Genomic DNA, 22,716 nt, shown 5'->3' with positions numbered 1-22,716 from the left:
CCGCGCCGCGCGCCGCCGCCGGATCACGGCGCGGCCGCGCGCAACGCACGGTGTGTCTCGAACCGCCCCGGCCGCGTGCGCGGCCGAGCGCCGCCGCGCCGCCCGGGTCTCGGGCGGAGGCGGCAGGCACGGGCGGGTACTCCGGTCAGTTGGCGGCGACGGTCTTCGTGGCGTCCTTGTGCCACGTGTAGACGACGAACTTGAACGCCTTCAGGTCGCCCTGGGCGTCGTACGCGACCTTGCCGATCGGCGTGTCGAACGTGTGCTGGTGCATGTACGCGGCGACCTTCGTCGGGTCCGTCGACTTCGCGCCGGCAATGGCGTCGGCGACGATCTTCACGGCGGCGTAGGCGGGCATCTGGAACGGACCGTTCGCGTCGCGCTTCTTGTCGGCGAAGGCCTTCACGAGACCGGCGTTGGCGGGATCGGCCGAGAAGTCGGCCGGCAGCGTGACGAGCATGCCTTCCGACGACGGGCCGGCGATCGCCGTCACGTCCTTGTTGCCGACGCCCTCAGGCCCCATGAACACCGCCTTCACGCCCTGCTCGCGCGCCTGGCGCAGCAGCAGGCCCATTTCCGGGTGATAGCCGCCGAAGTAGACGAAATCGACGCCTTGCGACTTCAGCTTCGTGATGATCGCGGAGTAGTCGGAATCGCCGGCGTTGATGCCTTCGAACAGCACGACCGGAATCTTCGCCGCTTCGAGATCCTTCTTCACCGACGACGCGATGCCCTGGCCATACGACTGCTTGTCGTGCAGCACCGCGACCTTCTTCGGCTTCACGTGCGCGATGATGTACTTCGCGGCGGCCGGGCCTTGCTGGTCGTCACGGCCGATCGTGCGGAAGACGAACTTGCGCTTCTTGTTCTCGGTCAGCTGCGGCGCGGTGGCCGACGGCGTGACCATCACGATGCCTTCGTTCTCGTAGATGTCGGATGCCGGGATCGTCGAGCCCGAGCACACGTGGCCGATCACGTACTTGATCTTCTGGCTGACGATCTTGTTGGCGACCGCGACGGCCTGCTTCGGCTCGCACGCGTCGTCCATCATCACCACCTCGAACTTGTTGCCACCCGCGCCGCCTGCCGCGTTGATCTGCTCGATCGCGGTCAGCGCGCCGGCCTTCACCATGTCGCCGTACTGGGCGACGGAGCCGCTCATCGGGCCGGCAATGGCGATCTTCACGGTTTCCGCGTGTGCGGCGCCAGCGGCGAACAGGACGGCGGCGAGAGAAATGGACGAAAGACGGGAAAGCGTCATCAGGAGCTCCTCGATGTTGTTTAGTCATACGGGCGAAGGCGGCATGACTTGCGCAATCGAACAGCACCCGGGACGAGACATGAGACACGCCCGAGACGCGAAAGACGGACCTGCGGCGGATGAAATGCGTATGCGGGGCCCGGCTCGTGCAGTTCCCGGAGGGAACCTTGGTTCGGAAAGACAACGTGATGCGTCTTGCATTGCGCAAGCGTTTCGCCTGCCCCGCTTGCCGAACCGCTCGCCGGAGGGATGTTCCGACAGCCGTTGGCAAGGCAGCCGAAATTATAAAAGCGTTTTTCTTTCGTCTGGCGTAAATGCAGACAAACCAAGGGAAAACCCGTAGGACGATTGACGGTCTCCGTCGCCACCCCGGCGCAACCGCTTTCGCAGCGCAGCGTGGCGAACGTTGCAATCCGGTTGCGCCGCGAAGACCGATTTTGCAGTCTTTTGTTGTGTGACAGGCTTCCTGGCGAGCACGGCGACGCGCGACGCGAATCGTTTATGCCGCGTCGCAGCATGATGCGACAACCGGGTGCGCGTGGCGGATCACGCGAACACCGTCCCGGTGCATGCGCACGGACGAGCCGATCTTTCAATCAGCCGTCAATTCGTTCGCATTCGAAATAAAAACGTTAGAAAAGTGAAATGAATGCGCGCGTTCGTTCCGGTTATCGCCCGGGCCGTGCCGCGCATCTCGCGCATCTCGCGCATGCGCGGCACGGCCCGGCAGACGGAACCCACGCGCCGCCCCTGCGTCGCGTCAGGCCGGCGACGTTTCCAACGCCGCGTCGGCCGGCGCGCCGGCGAGCTTCCCCTGGCGGCGCAGCTCGACCGCATCGAGTTCGCCGAGCGACGCCTCGCCGCTCGCGAGACGGAACAGGTGCATCGAGTTGGTGACTTCTTCCGCCTGCTCCTTCAACGACTCGGCCGCCGCCGCCAGCTGCTCCACCATCGCCGCGTTCTGCTGAGTGACCGAATCGATATGGTTCACCGCGACGCTGATCTGCGTGACGCCGGTTCGCTGCTCGGCCGCACCGACACTGATCTCGTCGAGCACGGTGCTGACCGACGTGACGGCCGCCAGCACCTCTTTCATCCGGTCGCGCGCGTCGATCGTGCGGTCGCGGCCCAGCGACACGCGCTGCGCCGAATCGGTCAGCACTTCCTTGATCTCCTTCGTCGCGACCGACGTCCGCTGCGCGAGCGCGCGCACTTCCGACGCGACGACCGCGAAGCCCCGGCCGGCACTGCCCGCGCGCGCGGCTTCCACCGCCGCGTTGAGCGCGAGGATGTTGGTCTGGAACGCGATGCCCTCGATGAGCTGCGCGATGTCGTTGATATGCCGCGTCGACTCGGTGATGCCTTCCATCGTTTCCGCGACCGCCTGCACCGCCTCGTTGCCCTGCAGCGTCACTTCGGACGTGTCGTGCGCGAGCGATGCGCCGCGCTCCGCCGCGTCCGCGCACTGCTTCACGGTGCCGTTGATCTGCTCCATCGACGAGGCCGTTTCCTCCAGGCTCGACGCCTGCGATTCCGTGCGCGCGGACAGGTCGTTGTTGCCGGCGGCGATTTCGCTGATCGCGAGACGCAGCTGATCGAGTTCGCCGCGCACGTCGTGAACCACCGTGCGCAGGTTCACCGACATCTGCATCAGGGCTTTCTGCAGACGGCCGACCGTGCCGGTCGAGCCGGTGCTCACGCCCTTCGACAGGTCGCCCGCGGCCAGCCGGTTCGCATCGTCCACGAGCAGGTTCATCGGCGCGATGGCGAGCCAGCGCGTCAGCCAGAAATTCAGCCCGATCGCGACCGCGGCGGTCGCCAGCGTGACCGGCAGCGGCAGACCCAGCGCGGCGGGCGCGATGATCACGCCTGCCGCCGCCAGCTGCGCCCCGAACAGCTTGACCTCGGTGCTCGGACGCAGCATCCGGTGAACGGTGCCGAGCCAGTTGCCGCGCACCAATTCACCCTCGCGCAACACGTGCTCCTTCTTGCCGTCGCTGGCCTCCTTGCGCATCACCGCATACAGGCGGTCGGCCGCCTGTACTGCTTCGCGCGACGGCACGCAGCGCACCGACAGATAGCCGGTGACGCGATTGCCGTCCACCATCGGCGTGGCGTTGGCCATCACCCAGTAGTGGTCGCCGTTCTTGCGGCGATTCTTGACCACGCCGCTCCACGGCAAGCCCTTCTGCAGCGTATCCCACATGTCGCGGAACGCCTCCTCCGGCATGTCGGGATGACGAACGATGTTGTGCGGCTGGCCGAGCAGCTCTTCCTTGCTGAAACCGCTCACTTCGATGAACGCGCGGTTGCAGTAGGTGATGCGGCCTTTTACGTCGGTGACCGAAACAAGCGTCTGTTTTGCCGACAGGGAATACTCATTCTGGGTTACGGGGTGGTTATCGCGCATCGTCGTGGATTCTGAAAACGTTTAAGCAGGATGGCACGCAGCGGCCGCGTCGCGCCGTCGAGGCGCAGGCCGAGCCGTCGTGCGGCCATCGACGTAAAGGCTAGGCGGCCCGGCTAAGCCACCGGGCGGTGAACTCCTGAGCGCTCATCGGTCGCGCAACGTAATAGCCTTGCGCTTCGTCGCAGCCGAGGTGAAGCAGATCGTCCGACTGCGCACGCGTCTCGACGCCCTCCGCGACCGTGCGAAGATGCAGTGCCTTGGCCATGCCGATGATCGTCTTGACGATCGTGCGGCTCGCGGGATCGTCCGACATGTCGCGGACGAACGACTGGTCGATCTTGAGCCGGTCGATCGGGAAGTGCTTCAGTTGCGCGAGCGACGAATAGCCCGTGCCGAAGTCGTCGATCGACAGCGAGAAACCCGCGCCGACGAGCTGCTCGGCCATGTCCCGCGCTTTTTTCGGGTCGTGCATCATCATCGACTCGGTGATCTCGAGCTCGATCGACGACGTGTGGACGCCCGCCTGCTCGACCTGGGCGATCGCGCGGCGCACGAAATCCTCGTCGGCGAGCTGCCACGTCGACACGTTGACGGCAACGCGGTGCGGGAAATCGAATCCGGCGCGCCGCCACCGGCACACCTGGCGGCTCGCCTCGGCGAGCACCCAGTCGCCCAGCGCGCCGATCAGGCCGCGCTCCTCCGCCACCGGAATGAACTCGGCGGGGCTGACCGGCCCCAGCTCGTCGTCGACCCAGCGCGCGAGCGCCTCGATGCCGGACAGCGTGCCGGTCGCGAGGCAGATCTTCGGCTGGTAGTTCAGGTGCAGGCGCTGTTCCTTGATCGCCACTTCGAGACGCCGCCCGAGCGCGACCGAACGCTGCACGTCGTCGCTCATCCGCGGGTGATAGAAGAGCGACGCGCGGCCGCCCTGCGCTTTCGCGCAGTACATCGCGGTGTCGGCGTGCCGCAGCAAGTTGTCGGCGGATTCGCCGTCATCCGGAAAGATCGCGACGCCGACGCTCATGCCGATCGTAAACGACATGCCGTTGACCGCGAACGGCAGCGTGATGGCCTTCAGCAGACGAGCGGCGGTTTCGGCCGCCGCGGCGCGGCTCGTCGGGCCGAGAATCGCGATGAACTCGTCGCCGCCGAGGCGGGCGAGCGTCTCGCCTTCGTGCAGCACGGCGCCCAGCCGCTCGCCGACGTGGCGCAGGATCTCGTCGCCGGTGGCGTGACCCTGCGTATCGTTGATCTCCTTCATCCGATCGAGATCGATGAACAGCACCGCCGCCTGCTCGCGCGACGCGCGCGCGGCGTCGAGCGTGCGCTGAAGCTGGATCATCGCCTGGGAGCGGTTCGGCAGACCGGTCAGCGTGTCGTAGAACGCCAGCCGCTCGATGTCGTTTTCGGCGAGCTTGCGCTCCGTGATGTCGTATACCGTGCCGATCCCGCGAATCGGCCGCCCACTCGCGTCGCGCTCGATCACGCCGCGCGTCTCGACCCACCGCACGGCCCATGCGATGTTGACGCGGTGCTCGATTTTCAGCGGCTTGCCGGTCAGTGCGATGTCCCATGCGGCCTGGACGTCCGCACGATCCTCCGGATGCACGCAGCGCAGGAACGACGCGCGGTCGAACGTCTCGTCCTGCGGCCATTCGTAGATCCGGTATGCCTCCGGCGACAGCGTGACCTTGCCGGTCATGAAGTTGATGTGCCAGTTGCCGATGCCGGCGACCGCTTGCGCGTTGAGCAGGTCCTTCTCCAGCCGGGTCTGCTTGCGCAGGTCCTCGATCACGATCAGCAGCCGTTCATCGTGCTGATCCTGGCCCAGCGGCAGCTTCGTGACCGTCAGCGCAACCGGCACCGCCAGCTGCGCGGGGCGATCGGACAGGCGCAGCGCCGTTTCCGCGCGCGCCTTCGGCTCGTGCAGCGCGCGGGCGATCAGGTCCCGCAGCACGTCGACCGCCATCACGCGGTCGAGCGACACGTCGCACAGCTGCTCGGGCTTGATGTCGAACAACGTTTCGCATGCGCGGTTCGCGAACAGGATGCGAAGATCCGGCGATACTACCAGCGTGCCGAACGGCAGGTTCGCGAATGCGGTTTCGAAGCCGCGCAGGCTCGCAATCCGCTCGTCGCGCTCGATGATGTAGCTGTCGATCGCGAGCCCGATGTCGACCAGCAGGATCTTGAGGATCGCCTGGATCGTCGGCAGGAAATCCGGCTCGTTCGGGCCGATGCGCTGTGCGATTTCCGGGAGCAGGTTGACGAGATAGTGGCTGTACGCGCCCGTGTACCACTCCGGCGACAGTCCGACCTTCGCGTGGACCGTGCCGACCCGAAGGCGGTGCTCGAAGTACTCGCGGTCATACTTGCCGGACGTCAGCATCGAGAAATAGTGGCGCTGGCTCTCCTTGAGGCGCGCGACCGTCGTCTCGTCGCCCAGCAGGTGCGCGGTTTCGTCGAATCCCTTCAGGTGTTCGTAAAAAGCGTCCACGAAACCCGGCGCCAGCTCGTCGAGCGAAGCGTGAAAATTCCTGAGATAGTTTTCGTCAACGGCCGAGAATGCGACAAATGCTTTTCGCTTGTCGAAATTAACAAGAGCAGACATGGTCAGTTGAGGCGGAACCTTTATTGTGTACGTCGGACGCAGTAGCCGCCCTGCAGGTGCGCACGGCGGCTGCCCGGTCGTGTCGACGGCGAGCCCTCGGTCGCAGTCCGCTTCGCCTTGCTGCGTTCACATCCGGGGATGGGAACGGGCTGGCACGCGGAGCCCGCGGGGCTTCTTTGAATGACGTCTTCCAAAACCGTGATTTTCTCGCGTTCCCGGACAGAAGGAAACAGTATGGAGAGCCAACATTCAGCCGTTGCTCGCCAAAAAGAAAATCGAAATTCGACCTAAAGTTTTCCGGAAACCCGCCGTATACGGCGGCCTTCGCGACAGGAATGCGTCTCAATACGGAAATTCCGCCTGAGCGACGGCTTATTCGTCCGATCAATCCGACCCACCGCTCGCGATTCGAACGGATCGTGCCGCGTCCGACAGAAAAGATGCGACTCCCTCATCTGTTTTCGGCACGAACCGGACAACCTTTAGCGCCGCGCACACACGCAGCCATCGCGAAGCCACACGACGCCCGTCATTCCGCGCACAGGCATTTTTGGTGTGAACAGCCACGGCGATCCACACCTGTTAATCTTCAATGCGGCGCAAGCGGCAGTTTTCGCCGGCAAGCGATACGCGTCGCCGAACAGCGCGTCACGGCAGCACCCGCGCGCTGCGCCGCACACGCGCGACCGACACCGGAGGGCGTCGGCGGCCGATGTGAGCGGATGCCCCGCTCGCGACGCATGCGCAGTGCCGATCGTTTTTGACTTTCCAACCGTAACCGTTTCAGGATGCCATGGATTTCGACGTGATCGTTTTGGGCGCGGGCATCGTCGGCGTGTCGGCCGCCCTTCATCTTCAGGATCGCGGACACAAGGTCGCGCTGCTCGATCGCGGCGCCCCCGGCGAAGGCACGAGCTTCGGCAACGCGGGACTGATCGAGCGCTCGTCGGTCGAGCCGTACCCGTTTCCGCGCAGCCCGCTCACGCTGTTGCGCTACGCGTTGAACCGCTCCACCGATCTCTACTGGCACAGCGCGTCGCTGCCGGCATTCGCGCCGTGGCTCGCGCGCTTCTGGTGGGAATCCGCGCCGCAGCGCCACGCGGCGGCCGCGCGAGACATGCTGCCGCTGATCGAGCGCTGCATCGTCGAGCACGACGCGCTGATCGCACGCGCCGGCGCGAACGCGCTGATTCGCGCGAGCGGCTGGATGGAGGCCTTCCGCACCCCGGCCGCATTCGAGCGCGGCATCGCCGAGGCCACGCAGACCGCGCGCCGGCACGGCCTGCGCGTCGCGCCGCTCGATGCGACGGCGCTGCTCGCGCAGGAGCCGAGCCTCGCGCCCGGCTTCTGCGGCGCGCTGCACTGGCTCGATCCGAAAAGCGTCGTCGATCCGGGCGGCCTCGTGAAAGCGTATGCGCGGCTCTTCGAGCAAGGCGGCGGCACGCTGCTCGACGGCGACGCCGCGAGCCTCGACGCGCGCTCGCCCGGCTGGCAGGTCGCGACGCGCGACGGCACCGCCGCGGCGCCCGCCGTCGTGGTCGCGCTCGGGCCGTGGTCGGACACCGTGTTCGCGAAGTTCGGCTACCGCATTCCGCTGCGCGAGAAGCGCGGATATCACATGCACTACGCGCCGACCGCGCAGAGCACGCCCTCCGCGCCGATCGTCGATCGCGAAGCCGGGTACGTGATTGCGCCGATGCAGCGCGGCCTGCGCCTGACCACCGGCGTCGAGATCGCGCGGCGCCAGGTCGCGCCGACCGGCGTGCAGCTCGAACGCGCCGAGCGCCTCGCGCGGCCGCTGTTCCGGCTCGGCGAGCGGCTCGATCCGCAACCGTGGCTCGGCTTCCGGCCGTGCACGCCGGACATGCGCCCGGTAATCGGCCCCGCGCCCGCGCATCGCGGGCTCTGGTTCGCGTTCGGGCACAACCATCATGGCCTGACGCTCGGCCCGGTCACGGGGCGGCTGCTCGCGGAGATGATGACGGGCGAAACGCCGTTCACCGATCCCACGCCGTATCGCGCCGACCGCTTCTGAGTAGTCGTGCAGGGTCCGTTCCCGCCAATAACGGCAACAGGCCTTCGCGAATCAAGCGGAACGGCACGACTCACGTTTGCCACCCCGGATCTCCCGATCCGGGGCATTTTTGTCTGCGCTTTTCTCGAGAATGCCCGCCGATTGTTTCTGAATCGGCAAAAGGTAATTCGATCCAGGCAGGATGTTTTTTCCGCGCGCGTGCGCTTACATTTAGCGCACTTCTTATGGAAACCGCTACGGAATCGACTTCAGACAGTCGCAGCCACTGCCTGCAGCGAGACCGCGCGAGCTTTGGGAAACGGCAAATGATGTCCTCCAAACCCATGCCAGTGCTCGATCCTGACGACGTCCACGTCGAAATTCTCGAACGCTCCGACACGCTGCTCGTCGTCCGCTGGGTCGAACCCGGCCGCTGTCACTACGGCGAGCAACGGTGGCGCCGCCGCTTTGCGCAGCGCACCGGCACCTGCGCGCTGTCGCGCCAGGTGATCCAGCGCGGAGACGAGGTGTTCCGCCCGGCCGAGCGCCCGGCCCCCGCCAACGCCGCCGCGATGATCTCCGCAGCCGAAGTGCTCGGCCTGTCCGGCGGCAAGTAAGCGCCCGTCCGGCGCAGCACCGGATCACCCGATCCGTTCCCTTGCTTGTCCGCCACGCGCACCGCATCCCCGCGCAGTTCGTCGAGATCGCACTCGATCCCACCGGGCCGCAGTGCGGCGGCAGCCACGCCGAATACACGTCAACGGCCGGATCGCATGTCACGAATTCGTCACACTTATTGCGCGCACTGAAACGAAAGAATAATGAAAGGCTTTCGTCTCGCGTGATATTTACAGTTTAAGCAACAATCTTTAGCCAAAAGCAGCGTTTACCCTAGCGCCTCCGGTGACTAAGATTTAGCCAATCGCTTAAGACATCGTATCGAAAGCGAACCTTATAAAACACCGGAGGTAGGTAATCATGAAGTCGCTCGTTTTTGCAGTTGTTGCCGCAACCGCCCTGTCCGCTTCGTTCGGCGCATTCGCGCAAAGCAACGTGAGCCGCGCGCAAGTGCGCGAGGAACTGGTTCAGCTCGAGAAGGCCGGCTACCAGCCGGGCGCAGCAAGCCCGTACTACCCGGAAGACATCCAGGCTGCGGAAGCGCGCACGCAAGGCGCCGACACCAGCGGCTACGGCGCGCAGGCAGCGCCGGTCGCACGTGCAGGCAGCCCGGCGCCGGTCGCTGCGGTGGCCAACGCGCGCGATTCGATCTTCTTCGGTCATTAAGCCCGGCGTGCCCGTTACGGGCACCGCGCATCGCGCATGACGCATCCAGACGAGCCCGGTTGCCGGGCTCGTCTTTTTTTACCTCCGTCGCTCCGTATGGGGCGGCTTCGCCCGGACGCATCGCGTCCGGGCGCTTTTTCGAATACCAGAGCAAACGCGCGTCACACGGCCGCCGTGCCGTGCTGGCTGTGTGCCGGCAAGCCGATCACGCGCCCCGCATGAGTCGGCGCCGGACATGCGCGCTGCAGCGCGTGCAATGCGGCGATGCGCTCGGAGACATCCGCATCGAACGGCGCGGCCTTCGAGCCGTCACGGGTGTCGACGTGCAGCAGCATCTGTTCGCTCGCGCAGACCGGCGCGTCGATCCCGTCGGCGAACATCTCCAGATACAGATGCATGCGTTTCGCGTCGCTCGCGAGCACGCGCGCGTCGACGCGCACGCGCTGCCCCTCCTTGATCTCGCGCAGATAGTTGATGTGCGCCTCGAGCGTATAGACCGAACGCCGCCGGGCCTTGCGCGCGGCGTCGTCGAGACCGATGCGGTCGAGCAGCGCGTCGGTCGCGAAGCTGTAGATCAGCAGGTAGAACGCATCGCGCAGATGCCCGTTGTAATCGACCCATTCGGGCCGCACGACGTCGCGGTAAATCGTCAGTGGCGTGTCTTCGGTCATGGTTCGGTCAGGGCTTGTTTACGCTAATCCTCGAATCGCATCCCGTGCCGCGCCTTGACTTCGCCGATCGCGCGCAGCACCTCCGTAATGCACTCGTCGCGATAGCGCTCCAGCGCCTTGATGCTGCGCGCGCCCTGCTGCTCGGCCGTGCCCTCGACGACACGGTCGATCAGCCGGTCGGTCAGCGGCGGCGCGACGAGTTTCGTCCAGGGCAGTTCGAGCGCCGGACCGAACTGCCGCATGAAGTGTCGCATGCCGGCGTCGCCGCCGGCGAGCGTATAGGTCAGGAAAGTCCCCATGAACGACCAGCGAATGCCCGCGCCGAAGCGGATCGCGTCGTCGATTTCGCCGGTCGTCGCGACACCTTCGTCGACCAGGTGCAGCGCCTCGCGCCACAACGCTTCGAGCAGCCGGTCGGCGATGAAGCCGGGCACTTCCTTGCGGACCCTCAACGGCCGCATGCCGAGACCGCGATAGATCCGCATCGCCGCCTCGACCGCGTCGGGCGACGTACGCGCGCCGCCGAGCACCTCGACGAGCGGCAGCAGATACACCGGATTGAACGGATGGCCGACCACGCAGCGGGCCGGATGCGCCGCGTGCGCGTAGAAATCCGACGGCAGGAGGCCTGAGGTCGACGACGCGACGATCGCGTCGGGCCTCGCCGCGCGGCCGATCTGCGCGTGCAGCTCGCGCTTGAGCGCCTCGCGTTCGGGCGCGCTTTCCTGCACGAAATCCGCGTCCGCCACGCAGGCCTCGATCGTCGTCACGAACCGCAGGCGCGCCGGATCGGCGCCCGGCTTCAGGCCGGCGCGCTCGAGCGCGGGCCATGCATTTGCGACGTTCGCGCGCAATTGCCGCTCGGCGTCGGGCGCGGGGTCCCATGCCACCACGTCGAGACCGTTGGCGAGCGCGCGGGCGACCCACCCGCTGCCGATCACGCCGGTGCCGATTGCGGCGAATGTCCTGATGTCTGTCGTCACGTCCATCACAAGCGCATCCTCGAAAACGGGGAAGAAAGCGGCGGCATCCGCGGCACGTGCGCGAACGCCGCCACATGGGGAACCGTCACGCGAATTTGGCGAGCGCGCGGCGTTCGAGCGGACGCTCGCCGCGCGGCGGCAGGCCGAGCGTGCGGCGCCCCTCGGCCGGCGTCAGCACCCGCGCGCCGAGGCGTTCGACGATGTCGCGCGCGCGCTCGACAAGCGCGCCGTTCGACGCGGGCACGCCGCGATCGAGCCACAGGTTGTCCTCGAGGCCGACCCGGACGTGACCGCCGAGCAGCATCGCCTGCGCGACCATCGGCATCTGCATCCGCCCGATGCCGAAGCCGGCCCACTGCGCGCCCGGCGGCAGGTTGTCGACCATCGCCTTCATCGTGCCGGTGTCGGCAGGCGCGCCCCATGGAATGCCGAGGCAGAGCTGGAAGAGCGGCGGCGCGTCGAGCAGGCCTTCCGTCAGCAGCTGCTTCGCGAACCACAGATGCCCGGTGTCGAAGATCTCCAGCTCCGGCTTCACACCGAGCGTCTGGATGCGCTTCGCGCCGGCGCGCAGCTGCGCGGGCGTCGACACGTAGATGAAGTCGCCGTCGCCGAAATTCAGCGTGCCGCAATCGAGCGTGCAGATCTCCGGCAGCAACTCCTCAATATGCGCGAGCCGCGCGAGCCCGCCGACGAGATCCGTGCCGCGGCCGAAGCGCATCGGCTCATCGCCCGGCCCGATCTCCAGATCGCCGCCCATCCCGGCGGTCAGGTTGATGATGATGTCGACGCCGGCCGAGCGAATCCGGTCGACCACCTCGCGGTACAGGTGCGGATCGCGGCTGCCGCGCCCGCTTTGCGGATCGCGCACGTGACAGTGCGCGACCGTCGCGCCCGCCTTCGCGGCCTCGATTGCCGCGGCGGCGATCTCCTTCGGCGTGACGGGAATCGCCGGATGCTTGCCGACGGTGTCGCCCGCGCCGGTCACGGCGCACGTGACGATGACTTCATGGTTCATGCCGGGTGCCTCGTTTTGCAGGGGTTGTCTGTTTGGGGGGATCGGCACGGGGCGCCGAGCGCTGCGCCCTCGCCCGTTACAGGCCGAGATAGGCCTTGACGGCCGGCAGGCCGTCCCTGCCGTCGAACGTCTTCACGCCCGCGAGCCACGGTTCGAGCGCCTGCGGATTCTTTTTCAGGTACGCGCGCGCGGCATCCGCCGGCCGGGTCTTGTTCATCACCGCCTGCATCAGTTCGTTCTCGAGTTGCGTCGAGAAGCGCAGGTTCGAGACGAGCCTGCCCGCGTTCGGGCAGCGCGTGAGGAAATCGGGCGCGGTCAGCGTGTAGACGCGCGCCTCGCCGTCATTCGGCCCGAACGACGCATCGCCGCCCGACAGGTAGCGCATGTCGATCTCGATGTTCATCGGATGAGGCTCCCAGCCCAGAAAGACCACCCACTTCCTGTCGCGGATCGCGCGCCCGACCGTGACCAGCATGCCCGCCTCGCTCGATTCGACGAGCTTGAAGCCGCCAAGGCCGTACTGGTTCGTGTCGATCATCTTCCGGATCGTCGCGTTCGCGCTGCTGCCGGGCTCGATGCCGTAGATCTTGCCGTCGAGTTCGGCGCGATGCTTCGCGATGTCGTCGAAGCGCGTGAGGCCCGCCTGATGCACGTAGCTCGGCACCGCGAGCGTGGTCTTCGCACCGGACAGGTTGGGCGGCTCGATCAGCTGGATCGACTTGCCGTCGAGGAACGGCTGAAGCTGACGCTGCTGCACGGGCCACCAGTAGCCGAGCGACACGTCGATCTGACGGTTCTTCAGGCCCGCGAACGAGATCGGCACCGACGCGATCGTCGTGGCCGGCTTGTAGCCGAGCGCCTCGAACACGGCCGACGCCAGCGCGGTCGTCGACGTGATGTCGGTCCAGCCAATGTCGGCGAAGCGCACGGTGCGGCAGCTTGCGGGCTCCGGCTCGGCCCGGGATGCGGCCGGGTACAGGGATGCCGCAAGCACGACTGCGGCGAGTGCGGCGATCTTTCTCGACTTCATGGTTGTTTCCCCACGTTCGATGGATCGGCTGGCCGGATGGCGGGATCGGTTCCGGCCTGGGTGATGGACTCCAAAGTAACGGGACGTATTTGTCGCGAGGCGACTGATGGCGACGCTTTCTTGACTGTGGGCGACTGCGAGGGGAAACCACTATGGGGGGGCAGGTGTCGGGAACAATCGAGGCGGGAATGCCTCCGGCGGGGACATGACGGAAAGGCGTCAGCGAAGCGCCCGCAGCCCTTCCGGCCTGCTAGACTGGAAATTCCCCTGCAACCCATGGAGGGAAACATGACGACCGTCTATGTCGTGAAGACCGGTGAGCAGTTTCTCTGCGCCGCCGAGGACGGCGACATCGGCATGGCGCCGACGATTGAAGACGCCATATCCTTTCTCTCGTATGAGGAAGCGAAAAAAGCGGCGAACATGCATGCCGACCCCGGATACGAAATCGTGGCCGTCAACGTTGACAGAGGCTAACGCGAAATCCGCTGCTGGACGCTCGGTGAGGCACGGTACTCGCAATCCGGCCGGCGCCGTGCGATAGGGTGTCCCGGTCGACTGCGTCCAAAATCATCGGCGAACGGGCTGCCTTGCGCAGTCAGGCTGCGAGAACGCGCGTCGGCGACATGGCACCTGTGTATCCGCGGATATGCGCGGGGCAATCCGCGCGGTAACCGCTAGAATTGCGGTTTTAGCCCCGAATACGTCCATGTCCTTTGCCTCGCTTGGCCTGATCGATCCGTTGCTGCGTAATGTGCAGGACCTCAATTACCAGACACCTACGCCGGTGCAGGCCAAGGTGATTCCTGTCGTGCTCAGTGGCAAGGACGTCATGGCGGCGGCACAGACCGGCACTGGCAAAACGGCGGGTTTTGCGCTGCCCCTGTTGCAACGGCTGGTGCAACACGGCCCGGCGGTGTCCAGCAACCGCGCGCGTGTTCTGGTGCTGGTGCCCACGCGTGAACTGGCTGAACAAGTGCTGCAAAGCTTCATCGCTTACGGCAAAGGCCTCGACTTGCGATTTCTGGCCGCCTACGGCGGTGTGAGCATCAACCCGCAGATGATGAAGTTGCGCAAAGGCGTGGATGTGCTCGTTGCCACGCCGGGCCGTTTGCTGGATCTCAATCGCCAGAACGCAGTGCAGTTCGATCAAGTACAAACGCTGGTGCTGGATGAAGCCGACCGCATGCTGGATCTGGGCTTTGCGCGCGAACTCAACGCCGTCTTTGCTGCGTTGCCCGCTCAACGCCAGACCCTGCTGTTCTCTGCCACGTTTACCGATGATATCCGCGCGATGGCGGCGGGCATTCTGCGCGGCCCGGTCAATATCAGCGTCAGCCCGCCCAATGCCACGGCCAGCAAGATCAAGCAGTGGGTGGTGCCGGTGGATAAAAGGAACAAGCCCGACCTCTTCATGCACCTTGTGGCCGAGAACAACTGGAAGCACGCGCTGGTGTTCGTCAAAACCCGCAATGGCGTGGATTACCTGGCGGCCATGCTGGATGAAGCGGGCTATGCGGTCGACACCATCCACGGCGACAAGCCGCAACCCGCGCGCCTGCGTGCGCTGGAGCGCTTCAAGGCCGGCGAAGTACAGATGCTGGTCGCCACCGATGTCGCTGCGCGCGGGCTGGATATCGACGACCTGCCGCTGGTGATCAACGTTGACCTGCCGATCGTCGCGCAAGACTATGTGCACCGGATTGGCCGTACCGGCCGCGCAGGCGCCAGCGGTGTGGCGGTGTCCCTTGTGTGTGCCGATGAAGCACCGCAACTGGCCGCGATCGAAGCGCTGATCCGGCAAACGCTGCGCCGTGAAGAGGAGCCGGGTTTTGAAGCCGAACACCGCGTGCCGGAAACCAGCGCGACGGGCCAGATCATCAAGAAACCCAAAAAGCCCAAGAAGCCCAAAGTGCCGCAAGCTGCGTCGGGCGCCGTGCAGGTGCCCGGCAAGAAACCGCGCCCGCAAGGTGGCGAAAACAAACGCAAGCCTGTGGCGCCGCGCGCTGTGGCCGCGGGTAAAGGCACAAGCTTGTCCAGCGGCAGTCCATTCAGCGCGCAAAAGCCACGCAGCAAACCCGCCAGCAAGCCGGCTGCGAGTTCACGCAAGCCGGCTGGCAAACCCGCTGATGGCCGCGGCAAACGCCAGCCCTGATCCGCGGGATGAGTCAAGCCAGCCCTGGAACAGGCTGGAGGTTTGCTACCCGCTGGCAGACAGCGGCGCCGCTTCGGCGCGCATCAGGTCGGCGGGTAACGGCGCACTGAAGCGTGAACAGATGCTTTCTGCGTCAAGCGCGTGCCGGACGCAGCAGGGGCAAGCGGACCGAATGACGAACGAAATCCCGTGTACGATCGGCCGTTACGCTCATACCGTCCGCCACCGCTCCCCCATGCCCGAGGATTTCCACTTCCTGCTGCTGCCCGGGTTCTCCGCGCTCGGCTTCATGTCCGCGCTCGAGCCGCTGCGCGTCGCGAACCGCTTTCGTGCGCAACGCTACCGCTGGCACGTGCTCAGCGTGGACGGCGCGCCCGTCGCCGCCAGCAACGGCATTCCGGTCGCCGCCGATGCGGCGTGCGCGGACGTCGACCGGATCGACACGCTGTTCGTCGTCGCGGGCTTCGATCCGCTCGCCTGCCATACGCGCGCCCTTGCCGACTGGCTGCGGCATCACCACCGGCGTGACGCGACGCTCGGCGGCATCGACACCGGCAGCTTCGTGCTCGCCGAGGCATGCCTGCTCGATCCGTCGCATCCGGTCACGCTGCACTGGGAAGCGCTCGCCGCGTTCCGCGAACGCTATCCGCACCTCACCGCGACGCAGGACCTGTTCGAGATCGGCGAGCGGCGCATCACCTGCGCGGGCGGCACCGCGTCGATCGACATGATGCTCGACCTGATCGGCCGCCGGCACGGCGCGGATCTCGCGGCGACGATCTCCGAGCAGTTCGTCGTCAGCCGGATCCGGCAACGCTCGGACAGCCAGCGGCTCGAGATCGCCGCGCGCTACGGCGTGCATAACCGCAAGCTGATCCAGGCGATCGGCACGATGCAGCGCCACATGGAAAATCCGCTGAAGCCCGACGCGCTCGCCGACGAAGCGGCCATCACGCGCCGCCAGCTCGAACGGCTGTTCAGCGCGACGCTGAATGACACGCCGACGCGCTTCTACCAGAACCTGCGGCTCGACCGCGCACGCGAATTGCTGCGGCAGACCGACATGTCGATCGCCGCGATCTGCGGCGCGTGCGGGTTCGAATCGCCGTCGCATTTCTCGCGGACGTACCGCATGCGCTTCGGCGTCAGCCCGCGAAACGATCGAAGCGCAACGCGGTAGGACACTCCGCTAGAATCAGGGCTTCTCCCACTGCGCCGCCGGCCCCTTCCACTCATGCCGAACACCGCCCACTCGCCCGACGATATCCCGTTCGACCGCGTGACCTCCGCGTTCGACCTGCCCGGCCATTCCATCGTCCGCTCGCTCGGCATCGTGCAGGGCGTCGTCGTACGCTCGCGTTCCGTCGTCGGCTCGTTCGGTGCCGCGCTGCAGACGATCTTCGGCGGCAACATCACGCTCTATACGTCGTTATGCGAAAAGACCCGCCAGCACGCATTCGACCTGATGCTCGACCAGGCCCGCCAGCGCGGCGCGAACGGCATCATCGGCATGCGCTACGACTCGACCGAGATCGGCACCGGCATCACGGAAGTCATCTGCTACGGCACCGCAGTGCAGGTGACGCGCGCGGCGTGACCGCAGCCGCGGCGTTACAGCCACGGGCCGGAAGTCAACCCGGTCAACCGCCGACCGTCGCACTCGACCGGCCGAAGACCGTCCGGCCATTGCCGGTCAGAACGAATGCCGCATGCCGATCCGCACGTCGGCCTGGGTCGGCGTCGTCGACGGCGCGAAGCTGTAGCCGATCACCGCATCGACACCGTTCGACGCGCGCAGGTAGTCGCCGGAAATATAGACGTCAGTGCGCTTCGACAGCATGTAATGCAGGCCCGCCGACCCCTGGTTCCAGTGATGGCCTTCGAAGCGCGTGTGCTGATAGCCCGCGATCAGGCTGAGCGCCGGCGTGAACTGGTACAGGCCGCCGCCTTCGTAGACCTGCATGTGCGACGTGTTGCCGAAGCCCTTGATCGTCGTGTACGAGAAATTGCCGCTCAACGTCAGCTTGTCGATCACATAGCTCGCGCCGACGCCGAACGTGCCCTGGCTGTCGACGTTCATCGGCGTGTTCGCGAACAGGTCGGTCGCCTGCCCGGTCGCCGGATCGACGCTGACGGTCGGCTGGCCGAGGAAGGTCTTCGTGCCGATCATCGCGTACGGATCGAACGCATAGATGCCGAACGGGTTGTTCAGGTGCGTGTACGCGGCGCCGATCGACAGGTTGCCGTTCGCGTAGCTCGCGCCCGCGCTCCACGCGCTGTTGCGGTGAATGTCGCCCGCGACGTTGCCGAACGAATACATCGCGCCGAACTTGAAGCCGCCGAAGTCGTTCGACAGGAATTTCACCGAATTCGGCAGACGGTCGCCGTTGAGGCGGTCGAAGTCGCCCTGATGGATCGCATAGCCGCTCCCCCACGCGGAGATGTTGAAGATCGTCACCATCTCGTTGGTCATGTCGAGCTGGTTGCCGAACGACAGCGTGCCCCAGTCGTTCTGCAGCCCGACATAGGCCTGGCGGCCAAATTCTGCGCCGCCGAAGCCGAGCTGGCCGTTGCCGAGCCGGAAGCCGCTCTCCAGCACGAAGACCGCCTTCATGCCGCCGCCCAGATCCTCGCTGCCCTTGAAGCCGATCCGGTTGCCGTACGACACGCCGTCGTCAAACTTGAACACGTGCGCGCCGCCGGAATTGCTCGCCCACGTCACGCCCGCGTCGATGATCCCGTAGAGCGTCACGCTGCTCTGCGCATGGCCCGCAGCTGGCATGCATGCTGCCGCCGATGCGACGGCGGCTGCCGCGGCAAGTTTCGATTTCCTCATTGTCGACCACCCTCCCTGACACTTCGTTGAAAAGAAGACTCCAGACCTTGTTTCTCCGATCCGCTGTATGTATTTGAATCACGTACGCCTAACGACTTCATTCGTTCTGCGTTCCGAAATGGCGGACCCATTGGCGAAAAATACAAACCCATATTTCGCGCCACCCGTCTGCAAGCGACACCAACCATGCCGAAAGCGACCGCGCGTCGTGGCGCAGCGATACCAGCCGCACGGCGGTTCGGTTCTATCCGCGCGCGGCCGCGCCTGCTTTACTTCACGCATGGCCGGCCGCGGCAATCGCCGCACGCGCCGGCCGCTCAACGAACCGAGAGGAACCGCATGTCCGCCCTGCCCCGTTCGCAACAATTCGTCCTGACGCTGTCGTGCCCGAGCGCCGCCGGACAAGTGGCCGCCGTCGTCGGCCTGCTCGATCGCCATCGCTGCTACGTCGACGAACTGACCGTTTTCGACGACGATCTCAGTCAGCGCTTCTTCGTACGCTGCGTGTTTCATCCGACCGACGCGCACGAACTGCGCGTCGACGCGCTGCGGCAGGAATTCGCGCCGATCGCGGCCGCATTCGACATGCAGTGGGCGATCCACGACGTCAATGCGCGGCCGAAGGTGCTGATCATGGTGTCGAAGCTCGAGCATTGCCTGGCGGACCTGCTGTTCCGCTGGCGGATGGGCGAGCTGAAGATGGACATCGTCGGGATCGCGTCGAACCATCCCGACCTGGAACCGCTCGCGCAGCAGCACGGCCTGCCGTTCCGGTACTTCCCGATCACCGCCGGCACGAAGGCGCAACAGGAAGCGCAATGGCTCGACGTGTTCGAATCGAGCGGCGCGGAACTCGTGATCCTCGCGCGCTACATGCAGGTGCTGTCGCCGGAGGCGAGCGCACGGCTCGTCAACCGCGCGATCAACATCCACCACTCGTTCCTGCCGGGCTTCAAGGGCGCGAAGCCCTACCATCAGGCCCACACGCGCGGCGTCAAGCTGATCGGCGCGACCGCGCACTTCGTCACCGACGATCTCGACGAGGGCCCGATCATCGAGCAGGTCGTCGAGCGCGTCGACCATTCGTACCGGCCGGAGCGGCTGCTCGCGGTCGGGCGCGACGTCGAATGCATCACGCTCGCGCGCGCGGTGAAGGCGTTCATCGAGCGCCGCGTGTTCCTCAACGGCGACCGGACGGTGGTGTTCGGGTAACGCCCGGGCGGGCGGCACGCCGCCCGCGCGCGCGTCGCGGGAGCTTGACGCACATCAACGAAGCCGCCCCGGCTTTCCCCGACGATGGTCGCGGTCAACCATTCGGGGTTTCCGTGGAGCATCATGCCGACCTTCTGGCCGGCGGGCGCTGGCGCCCGCGCATACCCGGCTGGCGCGACCTGATCGCCGTCCTGCTCGTGCTGGGCCTGATCGTGCTGCTCGGCTCGGGCGCGCGGCAGATGACGGCCCCGCTGGCCGTCACGCAGCACGCCGCCATCTCCACGTCGCCGCTCGCGTTGCCCGGCTATACGCTGCGCACGGTCACGCGCATGCTCGCCGCGCTCGGCGCGTCGCTGCTATTCACCTTCACCTACGCGACGCTCGCCGCGAAAAGCCGCCGCGCCGAAATGGTGCTGATTCCGCTGCTCGACGTGCTGCAATCGGTGCCGATCCTCGGCTACCTGTCGTTCACCGTGGTCTTCTTCCTGTCGCTCACGCCGGGCAACACGTTCGGCGCCGAACTGGCCGCGATCTTCGCGATCTTCACGAGCCAGGCGTGGAACATGGCGTTCAGCTTCTATCAGGCGCTGCGCACCGTGCCGCGCGATCTCGACGAGGCGAGCCGCAGCCTGCGCCTCGGCGCATGGCAGCGCTTCTGGACGCTCGACGTGCCGTTCGCGATGCCCGGCCTGATCTGGAACACGATGATGTCGATGTCCGGCGGCTGGTTCTTCGTCGTCGCGTCCGAGGCGATCTCGGTCGGCGACGTCCGCATCGCCCTTCCCGGCGTCGGCTCGTATGTCGCGATCGCGATCGAGCGGCGCGACCTCGCCGCGGTCGGCTATGCGATCGCGGCGATGACGGTCGCGATCGTCCTCTACGATCAGTTGCTGTTCCGGCCGATGGTCGCGTGGGCAGACAAATTCCGCTTCGAGCAGACGGCCAGCAGCGCAGCGCCGCCGAGCTGGCTGCTCGACCTGCTGCACCGGGCGCGCCTGATCCAGCACGCGGCGGCGCCCGCCGGCGCCTGGCTGCACCGCGCCGCGCACGCGCGGCTCGCCTGGGTGCCGCGCTGGCCCCGGCCGCGCGTCGCGCCGCCGCGCCGCATCGGCGACCTGTTGTGGCTCGCGGTCTGCGCCGCGGCGGCCGCCTGTCTGGCGCTCGTGCTCTGGCGCTTCGCGAGGCCGGTGCTGTCGTGGAGCGACGTCGCCGCCGTCGCGCGCAACGGCGCGCTCACGCTGCTGCGCGTGACCGTGCTGATCGGCGTCGCGTCGGCGGTCTGGGTGCCGATCGGCGTGTACGTCGGCCTGCGCCCGAAGGCGACCGCGCTCGTCCAGCCGGTCGCGCAGTTTCTCGCGGCGTTTCCGGCCAACCTGCTGTTCCCGGTCGCGGTCTACCTGATCGTGCATTTCGGCCTGACGCCGTCGATCTGGCTCACCCCGCTGATGATCCTCGGCACGCAGTGGTACATCCTGTTCAACGTGATCGCCGGCGCGACCGCGTTTCCCGACGATCTGCGCGAAGCCGCCGCGAGCCTGCGCCTGCGCCCGCCCTCCTGGTGGCGCAAGGCGGTGCTGCCCGGCATCCTCCCGTACTACGTGACGGGCGCGATCACCGCGTCGGGCGGCGCATGGAATGCGAGCATCGTGTCCGAGTGGGTCAGCTGGGGCGCGACGACCCTCGATGCGCACGGCCTCGGCGCGTACATCGCCCGCATGACCGCGGCGGGCGACTACCCGCGCATCGCGCTCGGCGTCGCGACGATGTCGATCCTCGTGGTCGCGACGAACCGCCTGCTGTGGCGGCCCCTCTATGCTTACGCGGAACGCCGCAACCGTCTCGACTAGGAGCTTGTGATGACGCAACTGCCCGCGCCTGCCGACGCCGAGGCCGACCACGCCGCCACGCGGCGCGCGGCCGCGCCCGAGCCTGTCATCGAGCTGCGCGACGTGAGCATGTCGTTCGCCAAGCTGTCGGGCGAGCCGCTGCCCGTCCTCGGCCATGTCGGCCTGACGCTGCGCGAAGGCGAGATCCTCGGGCTGCTCGGCCGCTCCGGCTCCGGCAAATCCACGCTGCTGCGGATCGCGGCCGGCCTCGTCGCGCCGACGTCCGGGCAGGTGATCTATCGCGGTGCGCCGCTGCGCGGCCCCGCCGAAGGCATCGCGGTGGTGTTCCAGACGTTCGCGCTGTATCCGTGGCTCAGCGTCGCCGACAACGTCGCGCTGGGGCTCGATGCGATCGACCTGCCGCATGACCAGGTCGCGCCGCGCGTGCGCGAAGCGATCGACCTGATCGGCCTCGACGGCTTCCAGTCCGCGTATCCGCGCGAGCTGTCGGGCGGCATGCGACAGCGCGTCGGCTTCGCGCGTGCGCTGGCCGCCGAGCCGGCGCTGCTGTTGATGGACGAGCCGTTCTCGGCGCTCGACGTGCTGACGGCGGACACGCTGCGCACGGATTTTCTCGATCTGTGGCACGCGCATCAGCTCTCCATCAAGGCGGTCATGATGGTCACGCACAACATCGAGGAAGCGGTGCTGATGTGCGACCGCGTGCTGGTGCTCGGCGCGCATCCGGGGCATGTGGTGGCCGACGTGCGGATACCGCTCGCGTATCCGCGCAACCGGCTCGACGGCGCATTCCAGGCGCTCGCGAACGAAATCTACTCGGTGCTGACCACGCGGATCGTCGAGTCGATCGCGATGCGGGACAGCACGCACAACGGCTTCGCGCAACGCTTGCCGAACGTGTCGGCGTACCGGATCGACGGCTTCGTCGATGCGCTCGCCGCGAACGCGGGCGACGGCGATGCGGAATTCGCGCGTCTGGCCGCATCGCTGACGATGAAAATGGACGAGATGCTGCCCGTCGCGACGGCGCTGCACCTGCTCGAATTCGGCGAGCTGCACGACGGCTCGATCAGGCTGACGGCCGCCGGCCGCGCATACGCGCGCAGCGGCCCGCCGGCGCGCAAGCGGATCTTCCGCGAGCACCTCGAGCATTTCGTGCCGCTCGTCGCGCACATCCGCGAAGTGCTCGACGAGCGCGACGCGCACGTCGCGCCGCGCGAGCGCTTCGAACTCGAACTACAGGATCACCTGAACCCGTCGGACGCCGACCGCGCGCTGCTCACCGCGATCGACTGGGGCCGCTTCTCGGGTCTCTACACCTACGACGACCGCGCGCGCGTGTTCAGGCGAGGCGACGACAACGACGACGACGACGCGTAGCGGCCGG

18 protein-coding genes are annotated in these 22,716 nt (G+C 66.6%); 10 read left to right on the top strand and 8 right to left on the bottom strand.

Annotated features, from left to right (window positions below):
- Nucleotides 1–145: 145 nt before the first annotated feature.
- The 3 genes from LIG30_RS11975 to LIG30_RS11965 form a co-directional block, all read right to left on the bottom strand.
- Entirely contained in the window at nt 146–1,261 is a 1,116-nt protein-coding gene (locus LIG30_RS11975; protein ID WP_038712383.1) for a branched-chain amino acid ABC transporter substrate-binding protein, read from the bottom strand.
- 760 nt (nt 1,262–2,021) lie between these two features.
- Nucleotides 2,022–3,671: a methyl-accepting chemotaxis protein gene (locus tag LIG30_RS11970; RefSeq protein WP_038712381.1), complete on the bottom strand. Its 1,650-nt coding sequence runs from the start codon at nt 3,669–3,671 to the stop codon at nt 2,022–2,024.
- Nucleotides 3,672–3,771: 100 nt separating this feature from the next.
- Entirely contained in the window at nt 3,772–6,282 is a 2,511-nt protein-coding gene (locus LIG30_RS11965; protein WP_051994981.1) for an EAL domain-containing protein, read from the bottom strand.
- Between the two features lie 793 nt (nt 6,283–7,075).
- On the opposite strand from LIG30_RS11965, the gene LIG30_RS11960 reads away from it, so the two are divergent.
- The 3 genes from LIG30_RS11960 to LIG30_RS11950 all read left to right on the top strand — a co-directional run bounded on the left by LIG30_RS11960 (nt 7,076) and on the right by LIG30_RS11950 (nt 9,580).
- On the top strand, nt 7,076–8,317 hold the full coding sequence (locus tag LIG30_RS11960; protein ID WP_038712379.1) for an NAD(P)/FAD-dependent oxidoreductase: 1,242 nt from the start codon (nt 7,076–7,078) through the stop codon (nt 8,315–8,317).
- Nucleotides 8,318–8,622: 305 nt separating this feature from the next.
- Nucleotides 8,623–8,913, top strand: coding sequence for a DUF3331 domain-containing protein (locus LIG30_RS11955; RefSeq protein ID WP_038712377.1), 291 nt, complete (start codon nt 8,623–8,625; stop codon nt 8,911–8,913).
- Nucleotides 8,914–9,274: 361 nt separating this feature from the next.
- Nucleotides 9,275–9,580, top strand: a complete 306-nt coding sequence (locus LIG30_RS11950; RefSeq protein WP_038712375.1) for a DUF4148 domain-containing protein — start codon at nt 9,275–9,277, stop codon at nt 9,578–9,580.
- 161 nt (nt 9,581–9,741) lie between these two features.
- Here the strand turns inward: LIG30_RS11950 and LIG30_RS11945 are convergent, their stop codons facing one another.
- From LIG30_RS11945 to LIG30_RS11930, 4 genes are all read right to left on the bottom strand, one after another.
- On the bottom strand, nt 9,742–10,251 hold the full coding sequence (locus LIG30_RS11945) for a thioesterase family protein (RefSeq protein WP_038712373.1): 510 nt from the start codon (nt 10,249–10,251) through the stop codon (nt 9,742–9,744).
- Between the two features lie 23 nt (nt 10,252–10,274).
- Nucleotides 10,275–11,240, bottom strand: a complete 966-nt coding sequence (locus LIG30_RS11940; protein ID WP_038712370.1) for an L-carnitine dehydrogenase — start codon at nt 11,238–11,240, stop codon at nt 10,275–10,277.
- Nucleotides 11,241–11,319: 79 nt separating this feature from the next.
- A complete protein-coding gene (locus tag LIG30_RS11935) occupies nt 11,320–12,249 on the bottom strand; it encodes a 3-keto-5-aminohexanoate cleavage protein (RefSeq protein WP_038712369.1) in 930 nt (309 codons plus the stop codon).
- 76 nt (nt 12,250–12,325) lie between these two features.
- Nucleotides 12,326–13,279: a choline ABC transporter substrate-binding protein gene (locus LIG30_RS11930; RefSeq protein WP_038712367.1), complete on the bottom strand. Its 954-nt coding sequence runs from the start codon at nt 13,277–13,279 to the stop codon at nt 12,326–12,328.
- Between the two features lie 288 nt (nt 13,280–13,567).
- Between LIG30_RS11930 and LIG30_RS11925 the strand changes: the two genes are divergently transcribed.
- The 4 genes from LIG30_RS11925 to LIG30_RS11910 all read left to right on the top strand — a co-directional run bounded on the left by LIG30_RS11925 (nt 13,568) and on the right by LIG30_RS11910 (nt 17,031).
- On the top strand, nt 13,568–13,756 hold the full coding sequence (locus tag LIG30_RS11925; RefSeq protein WP_038712452.1) for a hypothetical protein: 189 nt from the start codon (nt 13,568–13,570) through the stop codon (nt 13,754–13,756).
- A gap of 232 nt (nt 13,757–13,988) precedes the next feature.
- On the top strand, nt 13,989–15,434 hold the full coding sequence (locus LIG30_RS11920) for a DEAD/DEAH box helicase (protein WP_038712364.1): 1,446 nt from the start codon (nt 13,989–13,991) through the stop codon (nt 15,432–15,434).
- A 235-nt stretch (nt 15,435–15,669) separates the two neighbouring features.
- Nucleotides 15,670–16,614: a GlxA family transcriptional regulator gene (locus LIG30_RS11915; RefSeq protein ID WP_038712362.1), complete on the top strand. Its 945-nt coding sequence runs from the start codon at nt 15,670–15,672 to the stop codon at nt 16,612–16,614.
- A 54-nt stretch (nt 16,615–16,668) separates the two neighbouring features.
- Nucleotides 16,669–17,031 (top strand): YbjQ family protein, encoded by a 363-nt coding sequence (locus LIG30_RS11910; protein WP_038712359.1) that lies wholly within the window; start codon nt 16,669–16,671, stop codon nt 17,029–17,031.
- Nucleotides 17,032–17,127: 96 nt separating this feature from the next.
- On the opposite strand, the gene LIG30_RS11905 is transcribed toward LIG30_RS11910, so the two are convergent.
- A complete protein-coding gene (locus LIG30_RS11905) occupies nt 17,128–18,270 on the bottom strand; it encodes a porin (protein ID WP_038712358.1) in 1,143 nt (380 codons plus the stop codon).
- A 339-nt stretch (nt 18,271–18,609) separates the two neighbouring features.
- Here LIG30_RS11905 and purU point away from each other — a divergent pair, with 339 nt between their 5' ends.
- The 3 genes from purU to LIG30_RS11890 all read left to right on the top strand — a co-directional run bounded on the left by purU (nt 18,610) and on the right by LIG30_RS11890 (nt 22,709).
- The gene (gene purU, locus LIG30_RS11900; protein ID WP_038712355.1) at nt 18,610–19,482 is read left to right on the top strand and encodes a formyltetrahydrofolate deformylase; all 873 of its coding nucleotides are present in this window, start codon (nt 18,610–18,612) and stop codon (nt 19,480–19,482) included.
- A gap of 113 nt (nt 19,483–19,595) precedes the next feature.
- Entirely contained in the window at nt 19,596–21,329 is a 1,734-nt protein-coding gene (locus tag LIG30_RS11895; RefSeq protein WP_038712354.1) for an ABC transporter permease, read from the top strand.
- A gap of 108 nt (nt 21,330–21,437) precedes the next feature.
- Nucleotides 21,438–22,709 (top strand): ABC transporter ATP-binding protein, encoded by a 1,272-nt coding sequence (locus LIG30_RS11890; protein ID WP_051994983.1) that lies wholly within the window; start codon nt 21,438–21,440, stop codon nt 22,707–22,709.
- Nucleotides 22,710–22,716 lie beyond the last annotated feature (7 nt).

Source organism: Burkholderia sp. lig30, assembly GCF_000687455.2.
Taxonomy (GTDB): domain Bacteria; phylum Pseudomonadota; class Gammaproteobacteria; order Burkholderiales; family Burkholderiaceae; genus Burkholderia.
The sequence above is the reverse complement of the archived record's forward strand: the minus strand, read 5'-3'. Positions and strand labels throughout refer to the sequence as shown.

Bases quoted from the DNA above. Each gene is read 5' to 3' on its own strand.
- LIG30_RS11955 (WP_038712377.1), top strand. From the start codon at position 8,623: ATGATGTCCTCCAAACCCATGCCAGTGCTCGATCCTGACGACGTCCAC.
- LIG30_RS11935 (WP_038712369.1), bottom strand. From the start codon at position 12,249: ATGAACCATGAAGTCATCGTCACGTGCGCCGTGACCGGCGCGGGCGAC.
- LIG30_RS11920 (WP_038712364.1), top strand. From the start codon at position 13,989: ATGTCCTTTGCCTCGCTTGGCCTGATCGATCCGTTGCTGCGTAATGTG.
- LIG30_RS11945 (WP_038712373.1), bottom strand. From the start codon at position 10,251: ATGACCGAAGACACGCCACTGACGATTTACCGCGACGTCGTGCGGCCC.
- LIG30_RS11890 (WP_051994983.1), top strand. From the start codon at position 21,438: ATGTCGTTCGCCAAGCTGTCGGGCGAGCCGCTGCCCGTCCTCGGCCAT.
- LIG30_RS11905 (WP_038712358.1), bottom strand. From the start codon at position 18,270: ATGAGGAAATCGAAACTTGCCGCGGCAGCCGCCGTCGCATCGGCGGCA.
- LIG30_RS11970 (WP_038712381.1), bottom strand. From the start codon at position 3,671: ATGCGCGATAACCACCCCGTAACCCAGAATGAGTATTCCCTGTCGGCA.
- LIG30_RS11930 (WP_038712367.1), bottom strand. From the start codon at position 13,279: ATGAAGTCGAGAAAGATCGCCGCACTCGCCGCAGTCGTGCTTGCGGCA.
- LIG30_RS11925 (WP_038712452.1), top strand. From the start codon at position 13,568: ATGACGACCGTCTATGTCGTGAAGACCGGTGAGCAGTTTCTCTGCGCC.
- LIG30_RS11975 (WP_038712383.1), bottom strand. From the start codon at position 1,261: ATGACGCTTTCCCGTCTTTCGTCCATTTCTCTCGCCGCCGTCCTGTTC.
- LIG30_RS11965 (WP_051994981.1), bottom strand. From the start codon at position 6,282: ATGTCTGCTCTTGTTAATTTCGACAAGCGAAAAGCATTTGTCGCATTC.
- LIG30_RS11940 (WP_038712370.1), bottom strand. From the start codon at position 11,240: ATGGACGTGACGACAGACATCAGGACATTCGCCGCAATCGGCACCGGC.
- LIG30_RS11950 (WP_038712375.1), top strand. From the start codon at position 9,275: ATGAAGTCGCTCGTTTTTGCAGTTGTTGCCGCAACCGCCCTGTCCGCT.
- LIG30_RS11910 (WP_038712359.1), top strand. From the start codon at position 16,669: ATGCCGAACACCGCCCACTCGCCCGACGATATCCCGTTCGACCGCGTG.
- purU (WP_038712355.1), top strand. From the start codon at position 18,610: ATGTCCGCCCTGCCCCGTTCGCAACAATTCGTCCTGACGCTGTCGTGC.
- LIG30_RS11915 (WP_038712362.1), top strand. From the start codon at position 15,670: ATGCCCGAGGATTTCCACTTCCTGCTGCTGCCCGGGTTCTCCGCGCTC.
- LIG30_RS11960 (WP_038712379.1), top strand. From the start codon at position 7,076: ATGGATTTCGACGTGATCGTTTTGGGCGCGGGCATCGTCGGCGTGTCG.